The sequence below is a fragment of the Streptomyces sp. NPDC018263 genome (genome assembly GCF_055562575.1).
In genome coordinates this window covers 748489-771831 of sequence record NZ_JBVHFA010000001.1, presented here as the reverse complement: position 1 = coordinate 771831, position 23343 = coordinate 748489, and the positions used below count along the sequence as shown (strand labels likewise).

General features: G+C 70.5%; 31 protein-coding genes and 1 pseudogene. 11 read left to right on the top strand and 21 right to left on the bottom strand.

The genetic code is table 11. The features are described 5' to 3' along the window. Positions 1-154: 154 nt before the first annotated feature. The gene (locus ACZ3HQ_RS03615; protein ID WP_467507647.1) at positions 155-1063 is read left to right on the top strand and encodes a YihY/virulence factor BrkB family protein; all 909 of its coding nucleotides are present in this window, start codon (positions 155-157) and stop codon (positions 1061-1063) included. Here the strand turns inward: ACZ3HQ_RS03615 and ACZ3HQ_RS03610 are convergent. Then, on the bottom strand, positions 1011-2297 hold the full coding sequence (locus ACZ3HQ_RS03610) for a D-alanyl-D-alanine carboxypeptidase family protein (RefSeq protein WP_467507645.1): 1287 nt from the start codon (positions 2295-2297) through the stop codon (positions 1011-1013). The genes ACZ3HQ_RS03615 and ACZ3HQ_RS03610 overlap by 53 nt on opposite strands. Positions 2298-2388: 91 nt before the next feature. Here ACZ3HQ_RS03610 and ACZ3HQ_RS03605 point away from each other — a divergent pair, with 91 nt between their 5' ends. After that, positions 2389-2628: an SCO4848 family membrane protein gene (locus tag ACZ3HQ_RS03605; RefSeq protein ID WP_130331623.1), complete on the top strand. Its 240-nt coding sequence runs from the start codon at positions 2389-2391 to the stop codon at positions 2626-2628. Positions 2629-2640: 12 nt separating this feature from the next. Further along, positions 2641-3975 carry a metallophosphoesterase gene (locus ACZ3HQ_RS03600; protein WP_467507643.1) on the top strand — a complete coding sequence of 445 codons (1335 nt, stop codon included), beginning with the start codon at positions 2641-2643 and terminating at the stop codon, positions 3973-3975. Positions 3976-3986: 11 nt separating this feature from the next. Here ACZ3HQ_RS03600 and ACZ3HQ_RS03595 read toward each other — a convergent pair whose 3' ends face one another. Next, the gene (locus tag ACZ3HQ_RS03595; protein ID WP_467507640.1) at positions 3987-5309 is read right to left on the bottom strand and encodes an alpha/beta fold hydrolase; all 1323 of its coding nucleotides are present in this window, start codon (positions 5307-5309) and stop codon (positions 3987-3989) included. A 61-nt stretch (positions 5310-5370) separates the two neighbouring features. Between ACZ3HQ_RS03595 and ACZ3HQ_RS03590 the strand changes: the two genes are divergently transcribed. Beyond that, complete coding sequence (locus ACZ3HQ_RS03590) at positions 5371-5988, top strand: TetR/AcrR family transcriptional regulator (protein WP_467507638.1); 618 nt, start codon at positions 5371-5373, stop codon at positions 5986-5988. A 5-nt stretch (positions 5989-5993) separates the two neighbouring features. Here the strand turns inward: ACZ3HQ_RS03590 and ACZ3HQ_RS03585 are convergent, their stop codons facing one another. From ACZ3HQ_RS03585 to ACZ3HQ_RS03555, 7 genes are all read right to left on the bottom strand, one after another. After that, positions 5994-6827 (bottom strand): PIG-L family deacetylase, encoded by an 834-nt coding sequence (locus ACZ3HQ_RS03585; RefSeq protein ID WP_467507637.1) that lies wholly within the window; start codon positions 6825-6827, stop codon positions 5994-5996. Positions 6828-6933: 106 nt separating this feature from the next. Continuing rightward, positions 6934-7404: an SMI1/KNR4 family protein gene (locus ACZ3HQ_RS03580; RefSeq protein WP_467507635.1), complete on the bottom strand. Its 471-nt coding sequence runs from the start codon at positions 7402-7404 to the stop codon at positions 6934-6936. Positions 7405-7435: 31 nt separating this feature from the next. Next, positions 7436-8215 (bottom strand): VOC family protein, encoded by a 780-nt coding sequence (locus ACZ3HQ_RS03575; protein WP_467507632.1) that lies wholly within the window; start codon positions 8213-8215, stop codon positions 7436-7438. Positions 8216-8330: 115 nt separating this feature from the next. Further along, a complete protein-coding gene (locus ACZ3HQ_RS03570) occupies positions 8331-9005 on the bottom strand; it encodes a dienelactone hydrolase family protein (protein WP_467507630.1) in 675 nt (224 codons plus the stop codon). A 41-nt stretch (positions 9006-9046) separates the two neighbouring features. After that, entirely contained in the window at positions 9047-9202 is a 156-nt protein-coding gene (locus tag ACZ3HQ_RS03565; protein ID WP_467507629.1) for a DUF397 domain-containing protein, read from the bottom strand. Between the two features lie 63 nt (positions 9203-9265). Further along, complete coding sequence (locus tag ACZ3HQ_RS03560) at positions 9266-9478, bottom strand: DUF397 domain-containing protein (protein WP_467507628.1); 213 nt, start codon at positions 9476-9478, stop codon at positions 9266-9268. Further along, a complete protein-coding gene (locus ACZ3HQ_RS03555; RefSeq protein ID WP_467507626.1) occupies positions 9475-10302 on the bottom strand; it encodes a helix-turn-helix domain-containing protein in 828 nt (275 codons plus the stop codon). The genes ACZ3HQ_RS03560 and ACZ3HQ_RS03555 overlap by 4 nt, the downstream gene beginning before the upstream one ends. A gap of 107 nt (positions 10303-10409) precedes the next feature. Here ACZ3HQ_RS03555 and ACZ3HQ_RS03550 point away from each other — a divergent pair, with 107 nt between their 5' ends. The 3 genes from ACZ3HQ_RS03550 (at position 10410) to ACZ3HQ_RS03540 (ending at position 11469) form a co-directional block, all read left to right on the top strand. Next, on the top strand, positions 10410-10640 hold the full coding sequence (locus ACZ3HQ_RS03550) for a hypothetical protein (RefSeq protein ID WP_467507624.1): 231 nt from the start codon (positions 10410-10412) through the stop codon (positions 10638-10640). A gap of 59 nt (positions 10641-10699) precedes the next feature. After that, entirely contained in the window at positions 10700-11185 is a 486-nt protein-coding gene (locus ACZ3HQ_RS03545; protein WP_467507623.1) for an NUDIX domain-containing protein, read from the top strand. 74 nt (positions 11186-11259) lie between these two features. Continuing rightward, positions 11260-11469: a hypothetical protein gene (locus ACZ3HQ_RS03540; RefSeq protein WP_467507620.1), complete on the top strand. Its 210-nt coding sequence runs from the start codon at positions 11260-11262 to the stop codon at positions 11467-11469. A 1-nt stretch (position 11470) separates the two neighbouring features. On the opposite strand, the gene ACZ3HQ_RS03535 is transcribed toward ACZ3HQ_RS03540, so the two are convergent. The 11 genes and pseudogenes from ACZ3HQ_RS03535 to ACZ3HQ_RS03485 all read right to left on the bottom strand — a co-directional run bounded on the left by ACZ3HQ_RS03535 (position 11471) and on the right by ACZ3HQ_RS03485 (position 18868). Then, a complete protein-coding gene (locus tag ACZ3HQ_RS03535; RefSeq protein WP_467507617.1) occupies positions 11471-11968 on the bottom strand; it encodes a hemerythrin domain-containing protein in 498 nt (165 codons plus the stop codon). Between the two features lie 102 nt (positions 11969-12070). Next, complete coding sequence (locus ACZ3HQ_RS03530) at positions 12071-12799, bottom strand: TetR/AcrR family transcriptional regulator (protein WP_467507616.1); 729 nt, start codon at positions 12797-12799, stop codon at positions 12071-12073. Between the two features lie 9 nt (positions 12800-12808). Then, on the bottom strand, positions 12809-13321 hold the full coding sequence (locus ACZ3HQ_RS03525) for a thiol-disulfide oxidoreductase DCC family protein (protein ID WP_467507614.1): 513 nt from the start codon (positions 13319-13321) through the stop codon (positions 12809-12811). After that, positions 13318-13725, bottom strand: coding sequence for a hypothetical protein (locus ACZ3HQ_RS03520; protein WP_467507612.1), 408 nt, complete (start codon positions 13723-13725; stop codon positions 13318-13320). The genes ACZ3HQ_RS03525 and ACZ3HQ_RS03520 overlap by 4 nt, the downstream gene beginning before the upstream one ends. Before the next feature lie 95 nt (positions 13726-13820). Next, on the bottom strand, positions 13821-14231 hold the full coding sequence (locus ACZ3HQ_RS03515; protein WP_467507611.1) for a VOC family protein: 411 nt from the start codon (positions 14229-14231) through the stop codon (positions 13821-13823). A gap of 9 nt (positions 14232-14240) precedes the next feature. Continuing rightward, positions 14241-14699, bottom strand: a pseudogene (locus ACZ3HQ_RS03510) (Uma2 family endonuclease); the annotation flags it as partial. Positions 14700-14733: 34 nt separating this feature from the next. Next, positions 14734-15495, bottom strand: a complete 762-nt coding sequence (locus ACZ3HQ_RS03505; RefSeq protein WP_467507609.1) for a succinate dehydrogenase iron-sulfur subunit — start codon at positions 15493-15495, stop codon at positions 14734-14736. Then, complete coding sequence (sdhA, locus tag ACZ3HQ_RS03500) at positions 15495-17249, bottom strand: succinate dehydrogenase flavoprotein subunit (protein ID WP_467507607.1); 1755 nt, start codon at positions 17247-17249, stop codon at positions 15495-15497. Before sdhA ends, ACZ3HQ_RS03505 begins: the two co-directional genes overlap by 1 nt. A 19-nt stretch (positions 17250-17268) precedes the next feature. Beyond that, positions 17269-17742, bottom strand: coding sequence for a succinate dehydrogenase hydrophobic membrane anchor subunit (locus ACZ3HQ_RS03495; protein WP_030806556.1), 474 nt, complete (start codon positions 17740-17742; stop codon positions 17269-17271). Between the two features lie 5 nt (positions 17743-17747). Next, the gene (gene sdhC, locus ACZ3HQ_RS03490; RefSeq protein ID WP_037774792.1) at positions 17748-18128 is read right to left on the bottom strand and encodes a succinate dehydrogenase, cytochrome b556 subunit; all 381 of its coding nucleotides are present in this window, start codon (positions 18126-18128) and stop codon (positions 17748-17750) included. A 209-nt stretch (positions 18129-18337) separates the two neighbouring features. Further along, entirely contained in the window at positions 18338-18868 is a 531-nt protein-coding gene (locus ACZ3HQ_RS03485; RefSeq protein WP_467507990.1) for a 2-oxo-4-hydroxy-4-carboxy-5-ureidoimidazoline decarboxylase, read from the bottom strand. A 196-nt stretch (positions 18869-19064) separates the two neighbouring features. On the opposite strand from ACZ3HQ_RS03485, the gene ACZ3HQ_RS03480 reads away from it, so the two are divergent. From ACZ3HQ_RS03480 to ACZ3HQ_RS03465, 4 genes are all read left to right on the top strand, one after another. Next, entirely contained in the window at positions 19065-20696 is a 1632-nt protein-coding gene (locus ACZ3HQ_RS03480) for a beta-N-acetylhexosaminidase (protein WP_467507605.1), read from the top strand. 108 nt (positions 20697-20804) lie between these two features. Next, positions 20805-21473: a DUF4328 domain-containing protein gene (locus ACZ3HQ_RS03475; RefSeq protein ID WP_467507604.1), complete on the top strand. Its 669-nt coding sequence runs from the start codon at positions 20805-20807 to the stop codon at positions 21471-21473. A gap of 92 nt (positions 21474-21565) precedes the next feature. Further along, a complete protein-coding gene (locus ACZ3HQ_RS03470) occupies positions 21566-22078 on the top strand; it encodes a hypothetical protein (RefSeq protein ID WP_467507602.1) in 513 nt (170 codons plus the stop codon). A 121-nt stretch (positions 22079-22199) separates the two neighbouring features. After that, entirely contained in the window at positions 22200-22586 is a 387-nt protein-coding gene (locus ACZ3HQ_RS03465; RefSeq protein WP_467507600.1) for a hypothetical protein, read from the top strand. A 76-nt stretch (positions 22587-22662) separates the two neighbouring features. Here ACZ3HQ_RS03465 and ACZ3HQ_RS03460 read toward each other — a convergent pair whose 3' ends face one another. Beyond that, complete coding sequence (locus ACZ3HQ_RS03460; protein WP_467507598.1) at positions 22663-23049, bottom strand: SCO4225 family membrane protein; 387 nt, start codon at positions 23047-23049, stop codon at positions 22663-22665. Positions 23050-23343: the final 294 nt, after the last annotated feature.

Here is a 23343-nt window from a genome sequence, read left to right as displayed (position 1 = left end):
ACCGTATCGTCCGCATATGGCAGGGTGGCCGCACGGCGGCACCGGGCTCCCCGCAATGGGTGATTAGTGCGACGCGCCGGGGGACGGCCGAGGGGGCTGGTGCCATCCGGGGTATCGGCACATGGAGTTCGCCCGAAAAGGGCAGAGGCGGATCATGGACTGGCTGAAGAAGCTGCCCGGCATCGGGCCGATCGTGACCTGGCTGATGACCACGCACGCCTGGCGCTCGTACGCGCGCCTGGACCGGGTGAACTGGACGTGGCTCGCCGCCGCCATGACGTTCGTCAGCTTCATCGCCCTGTTCCCGCTGCTGACCGTCGCCGCGGCGGTCGCTGCGGCCACCCTCGACCCGGCCCGGCAGAAGACGGTCGAGAAGAACATCGCCGCCCAGTTCCCCGGCCTCGCCGACCAGCTCGACCTGAACGGGCTGGTGCAGAACGCGGGCACGGTCGGGCTGATCGCCGGCGCTGCCCTGCTGTTCACCGGTATCGGCTGGGTCGGCCAGATCCGGGACTGCCTGCGCGCGGTGTGGGAGCTGCCCGAGCGGGACGGCAACCCGATCGTGCTGAAGCTGAAGGACGCCGGGGTGCTGATCGGGCTCGGCGGCGCCCTGCTGGTGACCCTGGCCGCCTCCACCCTCGCCTCGGCCGCGATCGGCCGGCTGGCGTCGTCGATCGGTCTGGACGAGCACAGTTGGGGCATCGTCCTGCTGCGGATCGCCGCGTTCGCCGTCGCCGTGCTCGCCGACTTCCTGGTCCTGCTGTACGTGCTGAGCCTGCTGCCGGGTGTCGAACCGCCGCGCCGCCGCCTGGTGATGGCGGCCCTGCTCGGCGCGGTCGGCTTCGAACTCCTCAAACTGCTCCTGAGCGGCTACATCCAGGGGGTCGCCGCGAAGAGCGTGTACGGCGCCTTCGGCGTCCCCGTCGCCCTGCTGCTGTGGATCAACTTCACCTCGAAGCTGATCCTTTACTGCGCCGCCTGGACGGCGACCCGCAGCGACGAGGGGAAGGTCACGGACGCTGCCGTCGACGCATCAGATCAGGCAGCGGCCAGCGGCGGTTGACCAGGAAGGCCCCGCCGCCGAGCAGCACCAGCAGCCCGGCGGCGACGGCCAGCGCGGTACCGGCGCCGCGTGAGCCGCCGCTCTGCGCGGCGGCGCCCTTCACCGGCTCGGACCCGGCGCCCGCGGTGCCCTGCGGGGCGCCGGTGACGTTCGCGCTGGGCGCCCCGCTCGGCCGGGTGCTCGGGGTGGCGTTCAGCGGCGGGACGAGCACACCGACCGGCTGGACCTTGCCGGCCGCCTTGAAGCCCCAGTCGAAGAGCTTGGCGGTCTCCTTGTAGACCTCGTCGTGCTCGTGCTTCTCCGGGTTCATCACGGTGACCAGCAGCACCTTGCCGCCGCGCTCGGCGACCCCGGTGAAGGTGGCGCCCGCGTTGGTGGTGTTGCCGTTCTTGACCCCGGCGATGCCGGGATAGACGGCGGTGTCCGCGTCGCCGCTCAGCAGCCGGTTGGTGTTCTGGATCTCGAAGGTCTCGCGGGTGGGCTTGCTCTTGCCCTTCCGCGTGGTCGCGCCGGGGAACTTGGCGCGCACGGTGGAGCAGTACTCCCGGAAGTCCTTCTTCTGGAGTCCGGAGCGGGCGAACAGGGTGAGGTCGTACGCCGAGGAGTACTGCCGCGGGGCGTCGTAGCCGTCGGGGCTGACGACGTGGGTGTCGCCGGCCTGGAGGGCGTCGGCGTGGGCCTGCATGTCCTTGACGGTCTGCGCGACGCCGCCGTTCATCGCGGAGAGCACGTGGACGGCGTCGTTGCCGGAGCGCAGGAAGACACCGAGCCACAGGTCGTGGACGGTGTAGGTCTCGTTCTCCTTTATCCCGACCATGCTGGAACCGGCGCCGATCCCGGCGAGGTCGGCGGGCACCACCTGGTGGCGCTGGTCCCTCGGGAAGCGGGGCAGCACGGTGTCCGCGAAGAGCATCTTCAGGGTGCTCGCCGGGGGGAGCCGCCAGTGCGCGTTGTGCGAGGCGAGCACGTCGCCGCTCTCGGCGTCGGTGACGATCCAGGAGCGGGCGGTGAGGCCCCCCGGCAGCACGGGAACGCCTGCGGCGAGGTTCACCTGGGTGCCGGGCACGCCGAGGCGGGCGCCGCCGACCTGCGACATGCGGGCGGGGGGTGCGGCGGTGGGGCTTCCCGACGGCTTGGGTGCGGCGAAGGCTGACGGGGCGAGGCCGGAGACGGTCAGCAATGCGGCGGATGTGATCAACAGGGATCGCTGGGCGATCTTCTTCGGTGCGGACACGATCGAGAACGTACCTGCCACGGGCTGTGAAGTCCCGCCTCCCGCTCCACCCCGGCCATGGAGCCGGATCGCGGGCGGCGATACTGGACTCATGAAGCTCAGCCGCCCGGTCTCCTGGTTCCTGCTCGCCTTCGGGGTGTGGAGCTGGGTCATCTGGGTCACTTTCGTCAAAAATTTGATTGCGGACGGCAGCGGTCTCGCCTTCGACGACGGGCATCCCACGGCCTACTTCTGGGTGCACCTGACGCTGGCGGTCGTGTCCTTCGTACTGGGGACGGTCGTCGGGGTCATCGGGTTGCGCGGACTGCGCGCACTGCGTCGGACGTCATAGGGGACACGCCGGGTGGTCATCGTCTTCGCGCTCGTCGCCCTGGCCGTACTGGCCCTCGTGGCGGGCCTGCACTGGTACGTCTGGTCCCGCCTGATCCGCGACACCACCCGCCCGCGCGGGGCCGCCCGCCGTGCGGGCACGGTGCTCTTCGTCGCGGCCCCGGTGCTGATGATCGCCGCCCTGGTCGCGGAACGCTCCGGCGCGCCCTTCTGGCTCCAACGCGCCCTGGCCTGGCCGGGGTTCCTCTGGATGGCCCTCGCGCTCTACCTGCTGCTGGCGACGGTCGCCACCGAGCCGGTGCGGGTGTGGGCGGGCCGGCGGGCGCGGCGGGCGACACGGAAGGCGGTGCCGGCGGGGCTGGGCGGGGTGCCGGTGCCGTCGGCGGAGCGGGCTGGGGTGGCTGACGAGACGTCCGCGTCCCCGGCCTCGGCCTCGGCCTCGGCCTCGGCAGAACCGTCCGCAGAAGCTGACGGCACACCCTCCGCCGAGGACTCGCAGGCTTCCGCCCTGGCCGCCTCCGCCCTCTCCCGCCGCGTCTTCGTCTCCCGCGTAGCCGGGGGTACGGCGGCCGCGGTGGCGCTGGGCACGACCGGCTGGGGCACGTACGGGGTGCTGCGCGGCCCGCGCGTGAAGCGGCTGACGGTCCCCCTGGCCAAGCTCCCGCGCTCGGCGCACGGCTTCCGGATCGCGGTGGTCAGCGACATCCACCTGGGCCCGGTCCTGGGCCGGAACTTCGCCCAGACGGTGGTCGACACGATCAACTCGACCCAGCCGGACCTGATCGCGGTGGTGGGTGACCTGGTGGACGGCAGCGTGAAGAACCTGGGCCCGGCGGCGGCACCCTTGGCGGGGCTGGAGTCCCGCCTGGGCACCTACTTCGTCACCGGCAACCACGAGTACTTCTCCGGCGCCGCCCAATGGCTGGACGAGGTCCGCACCCTGGGCATGCGCCCTCTGGAGAACGCCCGCACGGAACTCCCGTACTTCGACCTGGCGGGCGTGAACGACCTCCAGGGCGAGAGGGAGGGCCACGGCCCGGACTTCGCCAAGGCCCTGGCCGACCGCGACCCCACCCGCACCTGCGTCCTCATGGCCCACCAGCCGGTCCAGATCCACGAGGCCGTCCACCACTCCGTGGACCTCCAGCTCTCCGGCCACACCCACGGCGGCCAGCTCTGGCCCGGCAACCTCATCGCCCAGGCCGCCAACCCCACGGTCGCCGGCCTCGACCGCTACGGCGACACCCAGCTCTACGTAAGCCGAGGAGCCGGCGCCTGGGGCCCACCCACGCGCGTAGGGGCCCCCTCGGACATCACCGTGATCGAACTGGCCTCACGCGAGGCGTGACGCGGACGCCGCTAGGCGCGGTCGTGCAGGAAGGCGGGGATCTCCTCGCGGGTCGGGTGGTTCGGGAGGGGAGCCGGGGCGTTATCGAGGAACGCGGTGATGACGGCGGCGGCCCGGTCGTTGTTGTCGTCGAGGCCGTTCCACATGTGGTGTCCGACGCGGGGCATGTACTGCGTGCGCTGGACGGCGGGGTCGTTGGCCAGGACGGCGGTCTCCCACTGGCGCACCTGGGAGGAGCACTCGGCGATCATCAGCATCGCGGGGGTGCGGGAACGCCTGAGCCGGGAGGCGAGGGAGGGTGAGTCCTTCACCGTCTGCTGGACGCGGAGGCTGGCGGCCGGACTGAAGGAGAAGTTCTGCCGGGTGTCCTCGGCGGGGATGCGGTACGCGTCGCGGGCGCAGTAGGCGGACGCGGTGTCGCTGCCGAGGTCCGCCGCCGTGAACGCGTTGTCGCCTTCCGCCTGTCCGATCAGCCCGGTGCCGGGGGTGAGGAGTCCGAGGCGCATGAGGCCGAACGCCACGGCGTACCGGGGAAGTCGCGTGGAACGCGGGCCGGTCGTGGCGGGTGCGAGACCGCGTGCGGATGCCCGCCCCCTGTGCCCGGCGAGGCGCGTGGTCGGGCCGTCCATGGGGCCGGGCTCGGCGATGACCGCCCGGTGCAGGCGGGCGGCGACGCTCGGCTCGGCCAGGGCTCGGGTGAGCACGGTGGCTCCCGAGGAGAACCCGAGGATGTCGACCTTGCCCTCGCCCAGGCGGTCGACGAAGGCGCCGAGGTCGCGGACCGACCTGGAGATCGAGTACTGGCTCATGGGCAGCAGGTCGCTCCGTCCGCCACCGGCCTGTTCGTAGGCGTAGACGTCGTAGCCACGGCCTGCCAGGAGGCGCAGGAACCGGTGGTCGAGTTCTGAAATCCCGCGCACCGGACCCCCGTTGAGATACACGAACGGGACGGGACGCCGGGGCCCGGACTTCGCGGGCGGGTAGTGGTAGACCGCGACCCGGCTGCCCGTGGCCAGCCGCCAGTGCTGCGTGGTCACGTACGGCAGCGCCGACGGATGACGCCGGGCCGTCGGCACGGTCGGGACGCAGACCGTGGCCGTCAGCGCCGCCGCGACGATCACCGGCAGGAACGGTACGAGCCGGCGCGGCCAAGTGCGGTGCCGTCCGCGCCGGATGGCGAGCGCCACCCCGATTCCGAGGGTCGTCGCCCACGCGGGGAACCCCGAACCCGTCCCGTCCGTGAGGACGATCAGTCCGAGGAAGACGACGACCAGGGCGACGACGGCGGCCAAGGCCGGCAGTAAGCGGACGAGACGCACGGCGAATGCAGGCATGGCGGACCCCCGACAGTTTCAGAACGCTGTTTCAAAACGACGTTATCGTAGGCTGCCCGGCGTGGGTAGGCCGAGAACGAACGACCAGGCCGTCAAAGAGCGGCTCGTGGCGTGTGCGACCGAGATGCTGGCCACCGGGCCGCGGGAGTCGGTGACGGTCCGCGCCGTGGCGGCCGCCGCCGAGGCATCGACGACAGCGGTGTACTCCTTGTTCGGCGGCAAGGACGGCCTGATCGGCGCGGTGCGCGACAGAGCCGTCTCCGGCCTGTACGCGGAACTGTCGGCGGTGCCGGACTCCGAGGACCCGCTCGCCGACCTCTACGCGCTCGCCGTCGCCTACCGCCGTTGGGGGCGCGGCCACAGCCACCTGTACGCGGTGCTGTTCGGCGGTGTGCAGTCCTTCGACCCGTCGGGGGAGGTGGGCGCGGCCGACCCCGTCGGTCCGCTGCTGGCCGCGATCGACCGCGCCCTGACGGCATCCGTCCTCACCGGTGACGCCACCGCGATCGCGTTGTCCGTGTGGGCCACCCTGCACGGCCTGGTGACCCTGGAACTGTCCGGCTCCCTGGACACGGCCATGGCGGAGGCCGCGTTCGGCTCGACGATCCGGGCCGCACTCCGGGGTTGGACGACCCCGGAAGTGTTCCGCGATTTGCGCCGAGCCGGACCGGCCGGCTGAGAGGGTCAGCGCAGGCCGGCGAACAAGTCGGTCTCCGGGGTCGGGGTGTTCGTGGTGTCGTGGACGCGGAGGAAGGTTTCCGTGCCCATCAGTTCGGCGAAGCGGTCCTTGCCCATGCGGAGGAAGAAGATGTTCTCGCCCTGGCTGGCGTGGGCGGCGAGGGCGTCGTACTTCTGGTCGCTGTAGGGGGTGGTGTCGACCCAGGTGGTGATCTCGTCGTCGGGGAGGCCGATCTCGGCGAGGGCGGCGGCCTCGGCGGGGTCGGGTTCCGGCATGTCGCCGCCGAACTCGCGCATGACCTCGCCGAAGCGGGCCATCTGCGAGCGGGGGGCCGTGGTCCAGTAGACCTTGGGGGTCAGGTCGGTCAGCTCCAGCGCGGCCATCGTGATGCGGTGGGCCTGAATGTGGTCGGGGTGGCCATAGAAACCGTTCTCGTCATAGGTGACGACCACATCGGGGCGGTAGTGCCGCATCAGCTCCGCGAGGCGGGCCGCGCCCTCCTCCACCGGGGTCTGCCAGAAGGAGTCGGGGGCGTCGTTGCTCGCCCACCCCGTCATCCCGGAGTCGGCGTAGTCCAGCATCTCCAGGTCACTGATCTTCAGGACCTCGCAGCTCGCCTCCAGCTCCTGACGGCGCATCCGCGCGACCGCGGCCGGGTCGTGTCCCGGCTCGCCCGGCTTCACACCTCCCGGCCCGTCACCGCAGCCGCCGTCGGTACAGGTCACCAGCACCGTACGGATGCCTTCCGCCGCATACCGCGCGAGGACGCCCCCGGTCCCGGTCGCCTCGTCGTCGGGGTGGGCGTGCACTGCCATCAGCGTCAACGGCCGGTCAGTCATGGAGGTCCTCCTGCGGGACACGTCTGGGTAGGAGGTCGCGGCACGACCCCGGTCGCCACAACCGCGCCGACCGCGCCGCCTGTTCCCGACGCGCCCGATCGTCCGCCTAGGCGTCCCCGAACCAGGAGCGGCCCTCCGCCCAGTGGCTCGCCCACCCGGTGAATCCGGGCGTGCCCGGCATCAGGGAGCTGCCGAACGGTATCGCCCCGTTCTCGTCGATCATCCAGACGTGAAGCTCCTGCGTCGGCCCTGCCTCCTCTTCCTCCTCCCACAGCCACGCCTCCGTGAGCGGGAAGGGCTCGGCGAGCAGGCGCCCGGCGTGGTGCGGACTCCAGTCGGAGGGCGTCTGCGCGAGGGGCAGCAGACCGTAATACGGCGGCCCCGCGCGCAGCCCGTCGCATATCTCCGCCACGAACGTGCGGTACGGCTCCGGGAGCACGATGCCGTGCCGCGCCTCGAAGGCCCGCACCGCCGCCCACCCGGCCGGCGGCACCGCCACGGGACGCGACGCGAAGATCTCGCGGAGGGCGGCCGACTCGGCCGGATCGCAGGTTTCCGTGTTCATGCCGGTCATCATGCGACACGGCACCGGGCCCCGGAGCACCGGCTCAGGAACCGGCCGACCTGATCATCGCGAACGGCGCGCCCTGCGGGTCGGTGACCACGGCCATGCGGCCCGCCGCCATGTCGAAGGGCGGGGCCAGGACGTTGCCGCCGCCGCGGACCAGGGCGTCCACCGTGGAGTCGACGTCGTCCACCGCGAAGTACGTCAGCCAGTTGGCCGGGGCGCCGGGCGGGTCGTTGGCGAGGAGGGTGGCGCCGCCGACCGTACGGTCGCCCACGCGCAGCACCCAGTAGGAGTCGTGGCCCTCCATCGGCATGATCTCGATGCCGAACGCCTCGCCGTAGAAGGCGGTGGCGGCCTCGATGTCGCTGGTGTGCAGCTCGTTCCAGGTGAGCGCGCCGGGCTCGTTGACCACGCCCGCGCCGAAGAAGTCGCCGGGCTGCCACACCCCGAACACCGCGCCCTGCGGGTCGGCGGCGATCAGCATCCGGCCGAGGCTGCCGACGTCCATCGCGGGCGCGAGCAGCGTGCCGCCCGCGGCGACGATCTGGTCCTGGGTGGCCACCGCGTCCGTGGTGGCGAGGTAGCTGGTCCAGACGGTGGGCGGCTCCGGCATGCCCTCGGGCGCCATCGAAGGGCCGATCCCGGCCACCGGCCTGTCGCGCAGCTCGCACACCGCGTACCCGCCGAACTCGGCCGGCCCCGGCGTGCCCTGCCAGCCCAACAGGTCCCGGTAGAAGTCCAGCGCGGCCTGCTGGTCCTGCGCCATCAGATCGACCCAGCAGGGGGTGCCGGTCGCGTACGGGGTGGTGACTTCGGGCATCGTTCGCTCTCCCTGGTGGTGTTGTCCGGGGAGACACCCTTTCGCTCCGGTACGGTCCTGCCCGGCCGACACGCCGCTTGCCTCTCAGCGCGTGGAGGAGGGTGGACTGACCGGCTCACCCCGTCACGGGCAGGCACTCGGCGAGCAGGTCGACGACGTCGCGCCAGGCGCGTTCGGCGTGCCGGGGGTGGTGGCCGACTCCGGGGACCGTGGGATGGTCCACCGGCGGGTGGTGGAAGGCGTGCAGGGCGCCGCCGTAGACCACGATGCGCCAGTCGACGCCCGCGGCCTGCATCTCGGCCGCGAACGCGTCCCGTTGCGCGGGCGGCATGATCGGGTCCTCCGACCCCACTCCGGCCCACACCGGGCAGCGGATGCGGGCCGCTTCGCCCGGCCGTCCGGTGGTCAGTCCGTTGACCGTCCCGATCGCGCGCAGGTCGACGCCGTCGCGCCCGAGTTCCAGCGCGATCGCGCCGCCGGTGCCGTAGCCGACGGCGGCGATCCGATCGGGGTCGACCCTCGGTTCGGCGCGCAGTACGTCCAGTGCCGCGTGGCCGAGGTTCCGCATCCGCTCGGGGTCGGCGAGCAGCGGCAGGCAACGGGCCAGCATTTCCTCGGGGTTGCTCAGGTAGCGCCCACCGTGGAGGTCGAAGGCGAGCGATACGTAACCCAGTTCGGCGAGGGCGTCGGCCCGGCGGCGCTCGACATCACTGAGCCCCATGCCCTCCGGGCCGAGCAGCACGGCGGGCCGACGGCCAGTACCGGCCGGGAGCGCGAGGTGGCCGGTCATCGTCAGACCGTCGGCCCGGTACTCGACCGTGCGCGCCGGGTTCAACGGGCGCGGAAGTGACCGTTGTTGACGCCGGTCACGAAGGAGGCGAAGGTCGCGGCGCGGAGTTCCAGTACGGCGCCCGTGCGGTGCTTGGAGTCGCGTACGGGGATGATGCCGCTGTACGAGGACTTGAACCAGTTCGGGGTTTTGGTCATGGGGCAGCAGCGTAGCCTCGCTGTCCCTACGTAGGCAGAGGACAGCGAGGCGGGCGGGGATTTTCAGACGGTGCCGAACTGACCGTTCTTGACACCGGTCACGAAGGAGGCGAAGGCGGCGGCGGGGAGTTCCAGCACCGAGCCTGCGGGGACCTTGGAGTCGCGGACGGGGACGACGCCGTGGGCGGGGAGCAGGTTGGTGGCGACCTCGATGCAGTTGCCGCCGTTGTTGCTGTAAGAAGACTTGAACCAGCGGGGAGAGTCGTTGGTCGTCACGAGGTGCCCTTTCGAAGCTGTTCGATCACGCCCACAGACAGCGCCTGGGAGAGAGATTCGGCCTGTAGCTGATGGTAGGCCGTCAGCAAGGGCAGCACCGAGGTCGATTCGCGGTCTAGGCGCCCCTGGGTCTGGGACTCCGCGTAGCCGAGTAGCGATCGGTCGGCCAGCGTCAGCAGGTTCACCGGTAGGTCGAACGGGCGGCGCTCGCCTATGTCGAACGGTGCGATCTGTAGCACGGTGTTGGGGCGAGCGGCCCACTCAATCAGTCGATTGAGCTGTGCGTCCATGACCTCGGGACTGCCGACGGTCCGGCGGATGCAGCTCTCGTCCATAACGAGAAACACCATGGGCGGCCGGGGTCGCTCCAGCGCGGCTTGACGTGCTGCTAGGAACGCGACGCGCTCGGTGGCCTGTTCGGCTGTGATCGCGCCGCGCTCCACGGCGCTCTCTGCGAGGACTCGCGCGTACTCTGGCGTCTGGAGCAGACCGGGGATGATCCCGATCTCGTAGAGCCGGATTTCCACGGCCCGCCCCTCCAGCCCCGCGTACTCCGGGAACCCCTCCAGCAGCACGCCGTGCCTCAGCTCGCGCCACCGCCGCTCGAACTGGTCGCCCGTTCCCAGGGCCCGGTCGGCGCTCCGCGAAAACCGCAAGGTCGGCATCTTGCGACCAGTTTCGACCGACGAAATATGCGTGCTGGAATATTCCATCTCGCCGGCGAGATCCTCCTGCTTCCACCCCCTCTCCTCCCGGCAGGTGCGCAGATGTGCGCCGAAGGCCGCTTGAGGTGAGCTGTCCGGGTTCAACTCCTTGATGTTCAAGGCGCGATCACCGACTTTCCGTCCACTGACGCCAAGTTGAGTGGTCTCAAACTCTAGGTCACTCTGATTCCCCTTGGTAGTGGATTCGCTACGCAGAGGAGTGCCCAGTGCTGGACGAACCCCCTCAACCCCCGCCCATCGGAACCCTCTTGGTGGACGCGCACGAACGCGTGGGGGAATTCCGGGGGGAATGGGCCGGCCTCTGGTCGCTGCGCCCCGCCACCGGTGGGACGGAATGGACCGTCCGCCCGGAGGACGCTCGCTACGCCACCCCCGAGGAACGATTACGCGCCCTGACCGCCCGCGCGAACGCCCGCAGCAGGGGCGAGTACCTGTGAGCCGCGCCGGACGTTCTAATGACCGAGAACCGCGATTCCGCGAAGCGAAAGGCTTGGTCATGAAGCGAGTTGTCGCCCGGTTGTGGCACGCGATGCGGGGGTCCGTGCAGTGGCGGGTCCTGTGGCTGGCGAACGCCAAGTTCATGGTGGGGGTGACCGGGGTCGTCCGTAACGACGCCGGTCAGGTGCTCCTCCTCAAGCACCGGATGTGGCCGGAGCGGCGCCCGTGGGGGCTGCCGACCGGGTTCGCGAAGAGGGGCGAGGAGTTCCCGCTCACCGTCGTCCGCGAGGTCAAGGAAGAGACGGGGCTCGACGTGACGCCCGGCCGTCTCGTCCGTCTGACCAGCGGATACCGACTCCGGGTGGAGGTCGCCTACGAGGCCCTGCACACCGGAGGAACCCTGAAGATCGACGACTTCGAGATTTTGGAGGCCCGGTGGTTCGACCCGGACGAGTTGCCGCAGGGATTGCAGGACTCCCATCGCCGGCTCATCACCCCAGAAGGCACTGCAACCAGCCCGGTCACCCGCCCCGCGAAGAGCTGATCCGGCACCTGAAAGCCACCCCCGAGGACCCCGCCGAGTTACCTCCGCACGAACTGACCTACCTCGCCTGCGAGTTGGACGCCGCCCACGACGGCCCCCACGCCGACCACCTCGGCGAGATCGACCGCGACACCCAGCTCTGGGTCCAGTGGGGCGGCGGCCACTACGAGTTTGTCCGCCCGACCAACTGCGAGGCCCCCGCCGAGGACGGCGACGTGTGCACCCTCTTCGGCGGGCACGAGCCCGGTCACTCCTGGGAGATGCGAGACCTCCCGCACGGCTGACTCAGTCCGAGGAGCCGACGATCCGGCGCAGGTTCTCGACCGAGCCGGGCTCGTCCTTGAGGCGGCGGGCGCGGTCCTCCAGGAACGCCGCGCCCAGCTCCTCGCGGCGCGACATCGCCACGTTCTCGCGGGCGCCGTTGAGGATGGTGCGCTCCTCCTCGTCGGTGTGGTGGGTGATCGCCTCCACCAGCTCCTCCAGCTTGGAGTCCCACTCCTCGGAGCCGACCTCCTTCACCTCCAGCAGGTGCAGCAGAGCCTCGTTCCCCTCGTCGTGCTCGTGCTCGCCGTGCTCGACCTCTTCGCTGTCGATGTTCCGGTACCGCTTCAGGGCCGGATAGACCTCCGCCTCCTCCGCCAGCGCGTGCGCGACCAGCAGATCGGCGAACTCCTTGAGCGCCGTCGCGCGGTCCGCCTCGACGCTGCGCATCAGCCGGAAGAGGTCCTCCATGCGGCGGTGGTCCTGGAGGATGAGTTCGACGACGTCCTGGGTCTCGGCCATGAGGGGCACCACTCTCGTGCGTGGCATGCGGGGCATGCGGAGTATCGGGTGCTCACCGTGTACCCCCGCCGCGCGCGGGGATGACTCGCCGCGCGGGCCGGATCAGCTCCGGCTTCGCGGCGCCGGGAGGGCCTTCGTCATGCCCGGCAGGAAGTCGTTGAAGAGTTCGTGGACCTCCAGGACCAGCGGCCGCAGCACCCGGAAGCGGGACAGGGCCACGCCCCGCGCGGTGAGGCGGGCGCCGCGCCGGGCCAGGCGGTAGCTGCGCTCGCGGTTCTCCGTACGGTCGAAGACCCAGTAGAGGACCAGGCCCATCTGGGAGAGCCACATCAGCTCGGGCAGGGCGTCCCGCAGCTCGGGGGAGACCTTGGACTTGGAGCCCGCCAGGACCTCCCGGTGCACGCTGATCGCCTGCTCGCGGGCGTGCTCGCTCTCCGCCGAGAAGGGGCTGAGCGGACTGTCCGGGTCGGCCGCGTTCTTGAAGAACTGCACGGCGAACTCGTGGTACGGCTCGGCGATGTCCAGCCACGCGGTGAGCACGCCCGCGAGCCGTGCCTCCAGGTCGGTCTCCTTCGCCAGCACCGACCGGACCGCCACCTGGTGCTCGGTGGCGATCCGGTCGTAGAAGCCCTGGATCAGGTGCTCCTTGCCCGCGAAGTAGTAGTAGGCGTTGCCGACCGAGACGCCGGCCTCCTTGGCGATGGCCCGCATCGTGGTCTTGTCGTAGCCGTTCTCCTGGAACAGCCGCATCGCGGTCTCGAGGATCAGCGCGCGGGTGTGTTCCGACTTGCTCTGGGGTCCGGCCTCGGGGCCGTCGTTCTTCGCGGGCACGTAGGGAGCCTAACCAGTGGGGCAGGTGCCGTCGGCGCAGGCCGGGGGGTCGTGGACCCAGCCCTGGTCGGGGACGTACCGCCAGCCGTCCGCGCGGCTGTACGTGCTCTGCCCGCCCCATCGGCCGCCGCGCTGCCTGCTCCACTGCGCGCCCCGGTACTTCGCCGCCGCCAGCACCGCGCTCCGCGCCACCAGGGAGCCGGCCGGGGTGCTGAGCCGGTGGGCCAGCGGGCGGTGCTCGCGCAGGGCCCACAGCACCACGATCCAGGCCGCCGTACCCCGGTACACCTGGCCGGAGTCCCCGATCACGGTGACCTCCTCCAGCGTCGCGGCGGGGTCCACACCGGGGAACCGGGTCCGGGCCTCGGCCGAGCCGGCGGGAACCAGCTCCAGGGGGACCAACTGCGGCTGCCTGCCGAGCCAGTCGCGCACGTGGGCGCAGAGGCCGCACTCGGCGTCGTAGAGGACCGTCAGCCCCCGGACCGGGGCGCTCGTGACACCCCGGTCCACGGTCCCGCTCATGCGCCGGCCGTCGGCGCGACCCAGCCCTGCGGGGGGACCGGCGGCTGCGACTCGCGCTCCATCAGGCCCCGGCGGCGGATCTTGTTGAGTACGAAGACGTTGCCCAGGTGCATCACGCCGAGGACGAGCAGCACGACGCCGAGCTTGGCCGACAGGGCCTCGAAGACGCCCCTCGTGTCCTCGATCGTGCCGTCGTCGCTCAGGTAGAGCGTCACGAAACCGAGGTTGACCAGGTAGAAGCCGACCACCAGGAGGTGGTTGACGGCGTCGGCGAGCTTCTCGTTGCCGTGCAGCACGTCCGACAGGAAGACCCGGCCGTTGCGGCTGAGCGTGCGGGCCACCCAGACGGTCAGCCCGATGCTGACGGCCAGGTAGATCACGTAGGCGATGACGGTGCGGTCCATGCCCCACCCCTTCTTGAACGCGTTCAAAACGCTGACAGGGATGACTGTAGACCTGTTTTTGAACGTGTTCAACCAAGCGGGGTGAGGTCTGAGTCTCAAGCCCTGCGGGCGAGTTCGGGGCGCTTGGTGTAGTCGGTGAACCCGAAGACGTTCCCCCACGGGTCCGCGAACTCCACGGTCCGCCCGGTGGCCGTCGACATCGCCTCGTCCACCGGCTCGATCCCCACCGCCGCCAGCCGTCGCGCCGCCGCGCGGGCGTCCGGCACCTCCAGCCAGAGCCGGGACGCGGGCCAGGAGGGCGGCCGGTGCCCGAGCCCGTCCTCCAGCCGCAGCAGAATGCCGGGCGTCTCCCCGCCGACCCTCAGGAGCGCGATACCGCCCTCGTCGAACCGGAACCCCACGGTGAATCCGGCCCGCTCGTAGAACGCGACCGCCTCCCCGACATCCCCCACGGGCAGTACAACGTTGTCGAACCCCAGCAACTCATGCGCTTCGTCGTCTGACATCCCGTCAGGCTAGCGACGAGGGCGTCCCGCCTCGATGATCGCCGCCACGTCCAGGGTGACCTTCGCCCCGATGGAGTCGGGGAGGGCGACGAGTTCGCCGGGGGCGTGGGCGCGGTGGTGGGCGTACTGGCCCTCGGTGGGGTCGGTGAAGAGGTGGAGGCGTCGGTGGGTGCGGTCCACGACGACGTAGACCGGGACTCCGGCCTGGGCGTAGGCGTTGACCTTCGTTCCCAGGTCGTCCTTCCAGTTCTCGGAGGTCACTTCGAGGACAGCGTAGTCCTCCGGGCCTGTGGGTAGCCGGATGGCGATCTTCTGCGCCACCAGGGTCTCGCGCCGGTGCAGCTCGCCCCTGAACAGCAGCACCATGATGTCGGTCAGCACGCAGGCGTGGGGCGCGTCCGGTACCGGCGTCACCAAGAGGTGGCCCCCGATGATTTCGACGCCGAAAGGGCCCCGTTCCGGAAACCGGAACGGGGCCCTTGGGGACCGTCGGAGACGAGTCTCAGAAGCGGCGGGTGATCAGCGCGCGCTTCACTTCCTGGATCGCCTTCGTGACCTCGATGCCGCGCGGGCAGGCGTCCGTGCAGTTGAAGGTCGTGCGGCAGCGCCAGACGCCGTCGCGGTCGTTGAGGATCTCCAGGCGCTGCTCGCCCGCGTCGTCGCGCGAGTCGAAGATGAAGCGGTGGGCGTTCACGATCGCGGCCGGGCCGAAGTACTGCCCGTCGTTCCAGAACACCGGGCACGACGAGGTGCACGCGGCGCACAGGATGCACTTCGTGGTGTCGTCGAACCGCTCGCGGTCCTCGGCGGACTGCAGCCGCTCACGGGTCGGCTCGTTCGTGTCGGTGGTGACCAGGAACGGCATGACGTCCCGGTACGCCTGGAAGAACGGCTCCATGTCGACCACGAGGTCCTTGAGCGCGGTCAGGCCCTTGATGGGCTCGACCGTGATCGGCTTCCCCGGGTTGACGTCCTTGATCAGCGTCTTGCAGGCCAGACGGTTCTTGCCGTTGATCCGCATCGCGTCGGACCCGCAGATCCCGTGGGCACAGGAACGCCGGAAGGTCAGCGTGCCGTCGAGGTCCCACTTGATCTTGTTGAGCCCGTCGAGGACGCGCTCCTTGGGGTCCATCTCCAACTGGAAGTCTTCCCAGTGGGGCTCCGCCGCGATCTCCGGGTTGAACCGGCGGATGCGGAGGGTGACCGTGATGTAGGGGGACGCCGCGGAGTCCGCCTCCACCTTGTCCAGAACAGGGGTAGCCATCAGTACTTACGCTCCATCGGCTGGTAGCGGGTCTGGACGACCGGCTTGTAGTCGAGACGCACGGTCTCCGAGCCGTCGTCGCCCACCTCGCGGTACGCCATCGTGTGACGCATGAAGTTGACGTCGTCGCGGTTCGGGTAGTCCTCGCGGTAGTGACCGCCGCGGGACTCCTTGCGGGCCAGCGCGGAGACCGCCATGACCTCGGCCAGCTCCAGCAGGTTGCCCAGCTCGATGGCCTCCAGCAGGTCGGTGTTGAACCGCTTGCCCTTGTCCTGGATGGACACGTTCAGGTACCGCTCGCGCAGCTCGGCGATCTTCTCGACCGCCGTCTTGATCGTCTGCTCGGTGCGGAACACCATCACGTTGGCGTCCATGGTCTCCTGCAGCTCCCGGCGGATGTCGGCCACCCGCTCGGTGCCCGTGGCGTCCCGCAGCCGCTCGATCTGCGCGACGACCGTCGCGGCCGGGTTCTCCGGCAGCTCGACGAAGTCCACGGTGTGGGCGTAGTCGGCGGCGGCGATGCCCGCGCGGCGGCCGAACACGTTGATGTCCAGCAGCGAGTTGGTGCCCAGGCGGTTGGCGCCGTGCACGGAGACACAGGCGACCTCGCCGGCCGCGTACAGACCCGGCACGACGGTGGTGTTGTCCGCGAGGACCTCACCCTCGACGTTGGTCGGGATGCCGCCCATCGCGTAGTGCGCGGTGGGCTGGATCGGGATCGGGTCCGTGTACGGCTCGATGCCCAGGTAGGTGCGCGCGAACTCGGTGATGTCCGGGAGCTTCGCGTCGAGCTGCTCCGGCGGCAGGTGGGTGAGGTCGAGGTAGACGTGGTCTCCCTCGGGACCGCAGCCCCGGCCCTCACGGATCTCGGTGTAGATCGAGCGCGAGACGACGTCACGGGACGCGAGGTCCTTCATGACCGGCGCGTACTTCTCCATGAAGCGCTCGCCGTCCTTGTTGCGCAGGATGCCGCCCTCACCGCGGGCGCCCTCCGTCAGCAGGATGCCCATGCGCCAGATGCCGGTCGGGTGGAACTGGAAGAACTCCATGTCCTCCAGCGGGATGCCCCGGCGGAAGCACGCGGCCTGGCCGTCACCGGTCAGGGTGTGCGCGTTGGACGTCACCTTGAAGAACTTGCCGGTGCCGCCGGACGCGTAGATCACGGACTTCGCCTGGAAGACGTGGATCTCGCCGGTGGCCAGCTCGTACGCCACCACGCCGGAGGACGTCTTGACGCCGTCGACCTCGGTGATGAGCTGGTCCAGCACGTAGAACTCGTTGAAGAACTCCACGCCCTCCTTGACGCAGTTCTGGTACAGCGTCTGGAGGATCATGTGGCCGGTGCGGTCGGCCGCGTAGCAGGACCGGCGGACCGGGGCCTCGCCGTGGTTGCGGGAGTGACCGCCGAAGCGGCGCTGGTCGATCGTCCCGTCGGGCGTCCGGTTGAACGGCAGGCCCATCTTCTCCAGGTCGAGGACCGCGTCGATGGCCTCCTTCGCCAGGATCTCGGCGGCGTCCTGGTCGACCAGGTAGTCACCGCCCTTGACCGTGTCGAAGGTGTGCCACTCCCAGTTGTCCTCCTCCACGTTGGCCAGCGCCGCGGCCATGCCGCCCTGCGCGGCGCCCGTGTGGGAGCGGGTGGGGTAGAGCTTGGTCAGCACGGCGGTGCGGCTGCGCTTCGTGGACTCGATGGCCGCGCGCATGCCCGCGCCACCGGCGCCGACGATGACGGTGTCGTACTTGTGGATCTTCATGATTCTCGCAGCCCCGTGCCTAGCGGATGTTCGGGTCGAAGGTGAAGATCACCAGCGTGCCCAGCAGGATGGTGAACACCGTGGCCGTGTAGAGCAGGCCCTTGAGCCACAGGCGGGTGTTCACGCGCTCCGCGTAGTCGTTGATGACCGTGCGCAGGCCGTTGGCGCCGTGCAGCATCGCCAGCCACAGCATCAGCAGGTCCCAGACCTGCCAGAACGGGGACGCCCAGCGGCCGGCCACGAAGGCGAAGCCGATCTTGGAGACGCCGCCGTCCAGCACGAGCTGGATCAGCAGGTGGCCGAGGACCAGCACGACCAGCACGATGCCGGACAGGCGCATGAAGAGCCAGGCGGCCATCTCGAAGTTGCCCCGCGTGGACTTCGGGGTCTTCTTGGTACGGGTGCGCGAGCGCGGCGCGTCGAGGGAGAGCGCGTAGGCGTCCTCGGCGGCGTCCGCGGAGGAGCCCGTCAGGTTGATCTCAGAGGTGGACATCGGCGTCAGCTCCCGAACAGGACACGAGCGGCGTGGCCGAGGACCGGGTACAGGGCGCCGGCCATCAGGATGATCCAGACGCCGAGGACGCTCCACAGCATCTGCTTCTGGTAGCGCGGGCCCTTCGACCAGAAGTCGACGGCGATGACGCGCAGACCGTTGAGCGCGTGGAAGAGGATGGCGGCCACGAGGCCGTACTCCAGCAGCGCGACGATCGGGGTCTTGTACGTGGCTACGACCTTGTCGTAGTCCTCGGGGGAGACACGCACGAGAGCGGTGTCCAGCACGTGAACGAACAGGAAGAAGAAGATGAGGACGCCGGTGACTCGATGAGCCACCCAGGACCACATACCTTCCCGGCCGCGGTACAGCGTTCCAGCCGGCACGGAAGAACCCTCCGGATGCGGGGACTAGGGCCGCGCCGGCTTCACTGTCGGTCGGGCCCGGCCGGGTACGGTCCACCGGCCCTCAGCATCGTATCCATGAGGCGCGGTGCGGCTGACGGTGGGCCTGTTTCGGGTGATCCGGCCGGTTGTGGCGTCCCGGCTCGTGCGCATCCGTTCCGTTTGGTCCGCGATCCGCCCCGCTTGAGCCGCTATACGCCCGGCCGGGGTGCGTAGTGGCTGGTCGTACGGGTGGCGGGGGTGCCCAGATGGGCGGTGAGCCGGTGCCGGGCCAGACCTCGCAGCTCTTCGGCGGCCACCACCCGCTCGTCCTCGGGATCGTTCGCCAATCGTGACCGGATGCCCTCCAGGACCCGGTCCAGCGCCTCCTCGGGGGAGGCGCCGCCCGGCGCGATCACGAAGACATGGCCGAAGCGGGCCTCGTAGGCGGCGTGCGCCGCGCTCAGCGCCGTGTGGGCGGCCGAGTAGGTGTCCTCGGGCAGCTCGGGCAGGGACTCGCCCGCGAGGGCGTCGGCCAGGTCGACGGCCCGCAGGTCGTAGGCCGCCTCGTCCGCCGCCGCCAGCAGGGCGGCCAGGTCGGGATACGGGCGGTGCTCGGTGAGCCGGTGCGCCCAGCGGGCGTTGCGCAGGCAGCGCAGGAGCAGCGCGCGGGCCTCCTCGGCCGGCGCCAGGTTGAAGGCGTCGAGCGGGGTCGGGAGATACGGCGAACGGTGCGCAGGCAGCGTGGGTCCTCATGGGAGGGGGGACAGGAGTGTGCCGTGGCGGCACGGGACGACAGGGGGACCTGTGAAGGATGTGCCGACACGTTATCGAGAGTGGTCACTGTGTGTCCGGCTGATGCCCGAATTTCACTCGGACGGGAGAGTTTCGGAACGCCTCGGTGACGGGTGAACCGCGGATCGGTCGTACGTTGGGAGGGTGAGCCAGCACAGACATCGTGCTTCGGCACGGCAGCTCAATCGGAAGCGGGCCATCACCGCCGCCGCGGTCGCCGGGACCGTGGTGGTCGGGGTGGGCGTCGGAGTGTGGGCGTCATCCGGAGGGGGTGGTTCCGGTGGAGGCCCGGACGCGGGCGCGGTCGGCGCCTCCCGGCAGGCCGACCCGCCGACCCCCTCGCCCAGCCGCTCGTACCCGATGTCGAAGGCGCCGCAGACCATCCCGGCGGTGCGCGAGCACACCGCGGCGCGCGGGCCGGGCTGGAAGCCGCAGGACGGCGGCCGGGTGGTGGTCACCGATCCGGCGCTGGCCGACGAGGGCAAGCTCATAGCCGGTGAGCTGGGCCTCGACTACGGCGGCGAGAAGAACGACTCCAAGGCTGGCGACGTCCGCCTCGGCCTCGGCGGGAGCGGCAACCCGGAGTCGTACACCATGACCGTGCGCGACGGCCGGGTGGACATCCAGGGGCCCGCCGACGCGGGCGTCTTCTACGGGACCCGGACCCTCAAGCAGGAGGTCCACGGCGGCGGCACCGCGCCCGAGGGCGTCGTCAAGGACGAGCCCGCCAAGCCCGCGCGCGGCTTCATGCTCGACATCGCGCGCAAGCCGTTCTCGGAGACCTGGATCGAGGACCGGATACGCGAGCTGGGCGACCTGAAGTACAACGAGCTGGGACTGCACTTCTCGGACGACCAGGCGTTCCGCATCCAGTCCACCAGCCACCCCGAGATCGTCTCCAGGGACCATCTCACCAAGGCGCAGGTCAAGAAGATCGTCGACCTGGCGGCCGCCCGGCACATCCAGATCGTGCCCGAGATCGACTCGCCGGGGCACCTGGGCGCCGTCATCGCCGCCCACCCCGATCTCCAGCTCCGCAACGTCAACGGCAAGGCCACGCGCGGCGCGATCGACATCTCCAAGCCCGAGTCCGCGAAGATCGTCGACGATCTGCTCGACGAGTACGCGGACCTGTTCCCGGGCGGCAAGTGGAACCTGGGCGGCGACGAGTACCAGGCGCTGGTCGTGCCCGACCCCGAGGCGTCCTATCCGCAGCTCGCCGCAGCCGCCCGTGACGCCTACGGCGCCAAGGGCAACGTCGCCGACCTCACCACCGGCTGGCTGAACGGCCGCGCGGACACCGTCCGGAACCACGACCGCACCATGCGGGCGTGGAACGACGGCTTCCTGCGGGACTCCACGATCCAGCCCGCCAAGGACATCCAGGTCGCCTACTGGACCGGCAAGGAGATCGGCGCCCGGCCCCCGGTGGACTATCTGAGCGCGGGCCGCGAGGTCTACAACTACAACGACGAGTACCTGTACTACGTCCTCGGCGAGCCGAACGACTTCACGTACCCGACCGGGCAGCGGATCTACCAGGAGTGGACCCCGCGCGTGATCCGGGGCACGAGTGCCGTCCCGGCGCGGTACGACGGTCAGATCCTCGGCGGTTCCTTCGCCGTGTGGTGCGACTTCGCCAACGCCCAGACCGAGAGCCAGGTCGCGTCCGGCATCCGGATGCCGCTGCGGGCCACCGTGCAGAAGCTCTGGGACCCGGGACAGCCGGCGCTGTCCTGGCCGCAGTTCAAGGAGCTGGCGAACAAGCTGGGGTGAGTGGACGGAATGTCGGCGTAGCACGTAAGTTTCCGTGTTCGCTCGTGTGTACGCGGCTCTGGGGAGGGCCGCGTACGCCGTCTCAGCCTTACCGGGGGGAACTCCTTCATGATCTGCGCCAGTTGCCACAGCACCGAGGCCGTCACCGGGGAGACGCGGTGCGCCCGCTGCGCGCCGGCCGAGTCCTTCGCGCCCTTCGTGCCACCGGGGCCGCCGCTGCGGTCGCCGGTGGGGCTGGGGCGGGCGACGGTGATCCTGCTCGGGCTCGTCGGTGCCGGTGACGCGGTGGCGATCTGGGCCGACTTGGCGCGGCCGTCCCTTCTGACCGGGTCGGTCCTGGACGTCACGCAGGGGGCCCTGCTGCTCGCCGCGGCGGTCGTGTACCTGTGCTGGCTGTGGCGGGTGCGGGTCAACGCCGAGGTGTTCGACGCGAGTTCGCAGAGCAAGGCGCGGTGGTGGACGATCGGGGGCTGGTTCATCCCGTTCGTGAACTTCTGGTTCCCGCGCCGGATCGTCCTGGACGCGTGGGACGCCAGCGCGCCGCAGGGCCGGCCGGCCGGGCACGGTCTGGTCGACCTGTGGTGGACGGCCTGGGTGGCCGGGCTGGTCGCCGACCGGCTGCTGCGGGTGGAGTCCGGGGCGGCGATGCTCGCAGTGGTCGACGGGGTCGATCTCGTCGCCGCCGTGCTGGCCGCCGTGGTGGTCCACCGGCTGACCCGGATGCAGAACGAGAAGGCCCACCAGGGACCCTCGCTGCCGTCCGGTGCGCTTGGCTGAAAAGCGGTGACTGTGACACTCCGGGCCCGTCGCACGCAGTAAGGGGAAATGCGGGCTCCGTACAGGCGGTGCCCAGGCGAGGGAGGCATTCCATGAGCCTGGAGGAACTGATCGCGCAGGCCGACACGCGGGGGCTGGCCGCGAGTGGGCTGGCTTGTTCGGATCGGTGTGTGTCCCTGGTCGTCGAGGACGACGAGTTGCTGCGTCCGTTGTGGGCGCATCTGGTGGACGACTCCGACTGGTCCGAGAGCCTTCAGAAGGTGCGGGCGGCGGTAGGGGCGATGGAGCCTGGCTCCGAGGCGGCGGAGGTGGCGCGGGGGATGCTGCTGTCGGCTCCGGCCGAGCGGGACGGGGAGGCGCTGCGGGAGTGGGCGGAGGCGTGCTCGGCGGCTTCGCTGCGGGTGCACCGGCTGCTGGACCCGGCTCATGGCTCCGCCGAGGAGGCGCTGCCGCTGGTCGAGGCCGAGCTGGGGCGGCAGACGGTCGTCCTCCAACTCCTCGCGGAGCACGGGTCGCAGGGGCTGCGGCGGGCTCTGGACGTCTCGGGGGAGGGGCGGCGGGTATTGCGGGCGGTGGTGTCGCGGAGGGCACGGGCTCGGGCTTAAACCTGAACTCGGGGTGGGTTCTGTGTCCGTCCTGTCGGCAGGTTGGGGCGGTCCTGCGCCGGTTGCCGAAAGAGTGCGGAAATCATGCAACGCGCGGCCGGCCGGGACCGCTGACCCCTATGTGACTACCCAGTACGCAACAACGACGCAGACGGACTACCGCCCCGCGCGATGGGCCGCGGACACGGTCGCCACCCTGCGCGAGGGCGCCCGCCTCCGCCTCGACTACTCCCCCCAGAGCCTGTGGCGCCTGGACCGGGTCATAGAGGAACTCCGCCACGACCACCCGCCGTACGAGGCCGTGGCCCACGCCCTCCGCGGCTTCGGCGCGTACGCCGGCGAGGTCATCGCCCGCGAGACGGGCGCGGAATGGCACGCCACCGCCGACACCCACTGGCTCCGCACCCCCGACGGCCGCCTCTGGGACCCCCTCTCAGAGGCCCGCCTGGCGTTCACGGGGGAGGGCTCCCTGCGGGGCTTGTGCCGGGAGGCGACGGGGGGCCGCTGAGCGGGCGGCTCGCCGAACCAGCGGATGCCCACGCAACCGAGCGGGCCGTCACTCTCCCGCACCCCCCACCCCCACATCAGCCCCTGTCCACCCCGCAACGGTCCCGGCGCCGTGCGAACCGGCCGATGACTACGGCGTTGAACAGCCCGGCCAGGATCGTTCCGGTGGAGAACACCAGGGGGTGCACCCAGGCGACGGGGTAGAACTCCGTGGGTAGCGCCACCACGAAGACGAGGATGCTGAGCGGCGCCGTGGTGATGAACGGGTAGGCCGCGGAGTACCCCGAATCCGGCCCCACCCAGGTGACACCGATGAAGAACGCCAACGCCACCGCGACCACGGCGAGATAGGCACGTGCGAGCCAGTTGTCCACCGCGGGCGCGAGCAGGGCCCGCATCCGGTGGATACGCGAACTCGTGGGCCGCGTCGTGTCGGCTCCCCGCCGCGCGGAGGGGTTCAGCATGCGTGTTCCTTCAAGTCGTCCGGATCGGTGATCTGAACGATGGCCTGGAGGGAGCGCTCAGCCGTGAGTACGGGTACTCATGCTGGACGGGGAATCTCGGCAGGTGTGCCTGAGCACCCGATCGTGAGGCGTCGTGGGGCGGAGGCGCGGTGAGGGGTCGGAGCGGCGGCCGGGGCCGCCACCCCCCACAGGAGAGACCCCGGCCGTCGCGTGGTGCGGACCGCGGGGCGGTCCGTATGTTGTTCTGCGTCTTGACTGCGTCATGTGTCACACCCAGCCCGTGTCACGAGTCAG

Excerpts from the sequence above, each read along its gene's own strand:
- ACZ3HQ_RS03605 (WP_130331623.1), top strand. The coding sequence starts at position 2,389 with ATGAAGCTCAGCCGCCCGGTCTCCTGGTTCCTGCTCGCCTTCGGGGTG.
- ACZ3HQ_RS03580 (WP_467507635.1), bottom strand. The coding sequence starts at position 7,404 with ATGATGACCGGCATGAACACGGAAACCTGCGATCCGGCCGAGTCGGCC.
- ACZ3HQ_RS03585 (WP_467507637.1), bottom strand. The coding sequence starts at position 6,827 with ATGACTGACCGGCCGTTGACGCTGATGGCAGTGCACGCCCACCCCGAC.
- ACZ3HQ_RS03565 (WP_467507629.1), bottom strand. The coding sequence starts at position 9,202 with ATGACCAAAACCCCGAACTGGTTCAAGTCCTCGTACAGCGGCATCATC.
- ACZ3HQ_RS03525 (WP_467507614.1), bottom strand. The coding sequence starts at position 13,321 with ATGAGCGGGACCGTGGACCGGGGTGTCACGAGCGCCCCGGTCCGGGGG.
- ACZ3HQ_RS03535 (WP_467507617.1), bottom strand. The coding sequence starts at position 11,968 with ATGGCCGAGACCCAGGACGTCGTCGAACTCATCCTCCAGGACCACCGC.
- ACZ3HQ_RS03495 (WP_030806556.1), bottom strand. The coding sequence starts at position 17,742 with ATGTCCACCTCTGAGATCAACCTGACGGGCTCCTCCGCGGACGCCGCC.
- ACZ3HQ_RS03520 (WP_467507612.1), bottom strand. The coding sequence starts at position 13,725 with ATGGACCGCACCGTCATCGCCTACGTGATCTACCTGGCCGTCAGCATC.
- ACZ3HQ_RS03545 (WP_467507623.1), top strand. The coding sequence starts at position 10,700 with ATGAAGCGAGTTGTCGCCCGGTTGTGGCACGCGATGCGGGGGTCCGTG.
- ACZ3HQ_RS03470 (WP_467507602.1), top strand. The coding sequence starts at position 21,566 with ATGAGCCTGGAGGAACTGATCGCGCAGGCCGACACGCGGGGGCTGGCC.
- ACZ3HQ_RS03505 (WP_467507609.1), bottom strand. The coding sequence starts at position 15,495 with ATGGCTACCCCTGTTCTGGACAAGGTGGAGGCGGACTCCGCGGCGTCC.
- ACZ3HQ_RS03615 (WP_467507647.1), top strand. The coding sequence starts at position 155 with ATGGACTGGCTGAAGAAGCTGCCCGGCATCGGGCCGATCGTGACCTGG.
- ACZ3HQ_RS03595 (WP_467507640.1), bottom strand. The coding sequence starts at position 5,309 with ATGCCTGCATTCGCCGTGCGTCTCGTCCGCTTACTGCCGGCCTTGGCC.
- ACZ3HQ_RS03475 (WP_467507604.1), top strand. The coding sequence starts at position 20,805 with ATGATCTGCGCCAGTTGCCACAGCACCGAGGCCGTCACCGGGGAGACG.
- ACZ3HQ_RS03575 (WP_467507632.1), bottom strand. The coding sequence starts at position 8,215 with ATGCCCGAAGTCACCACCCCGTACGCGACCGGCACCCCCTGCTGGGTC.
- ACZ3HQ_RS03570 (WP_467507630.1), bottom strand. The coding sequence starts at position 9,005 with ATGACCGGCCACCTCGCGCTCCCGGCCGGTACTGGCCGTCGGCCCGCC.
- ACZ3HQ_RS03460 (WP_467507598.1), bottom strand. The coding sequence starts at position 23,049 with ATGCTGAACCCCTCCGCGCGGCGGGGAGCCGACACGACGCGGCCCACG.
- sdhA (WP_467507607.1), bottom strand. The coding sequence starts at position 17,249 with ATGAAGATCCACAAGTACGACACCGTCATCGTCGGCGCCGGTGGCGCG.
- ACZ3HQ_RS03515 (WP_467507611.1), bottom strand. The coding sequence starts at position 14,231 with ATGTCAGACGACGAAGCGCATGAGTTGCTGGGGTTCGACAACGTTGTA.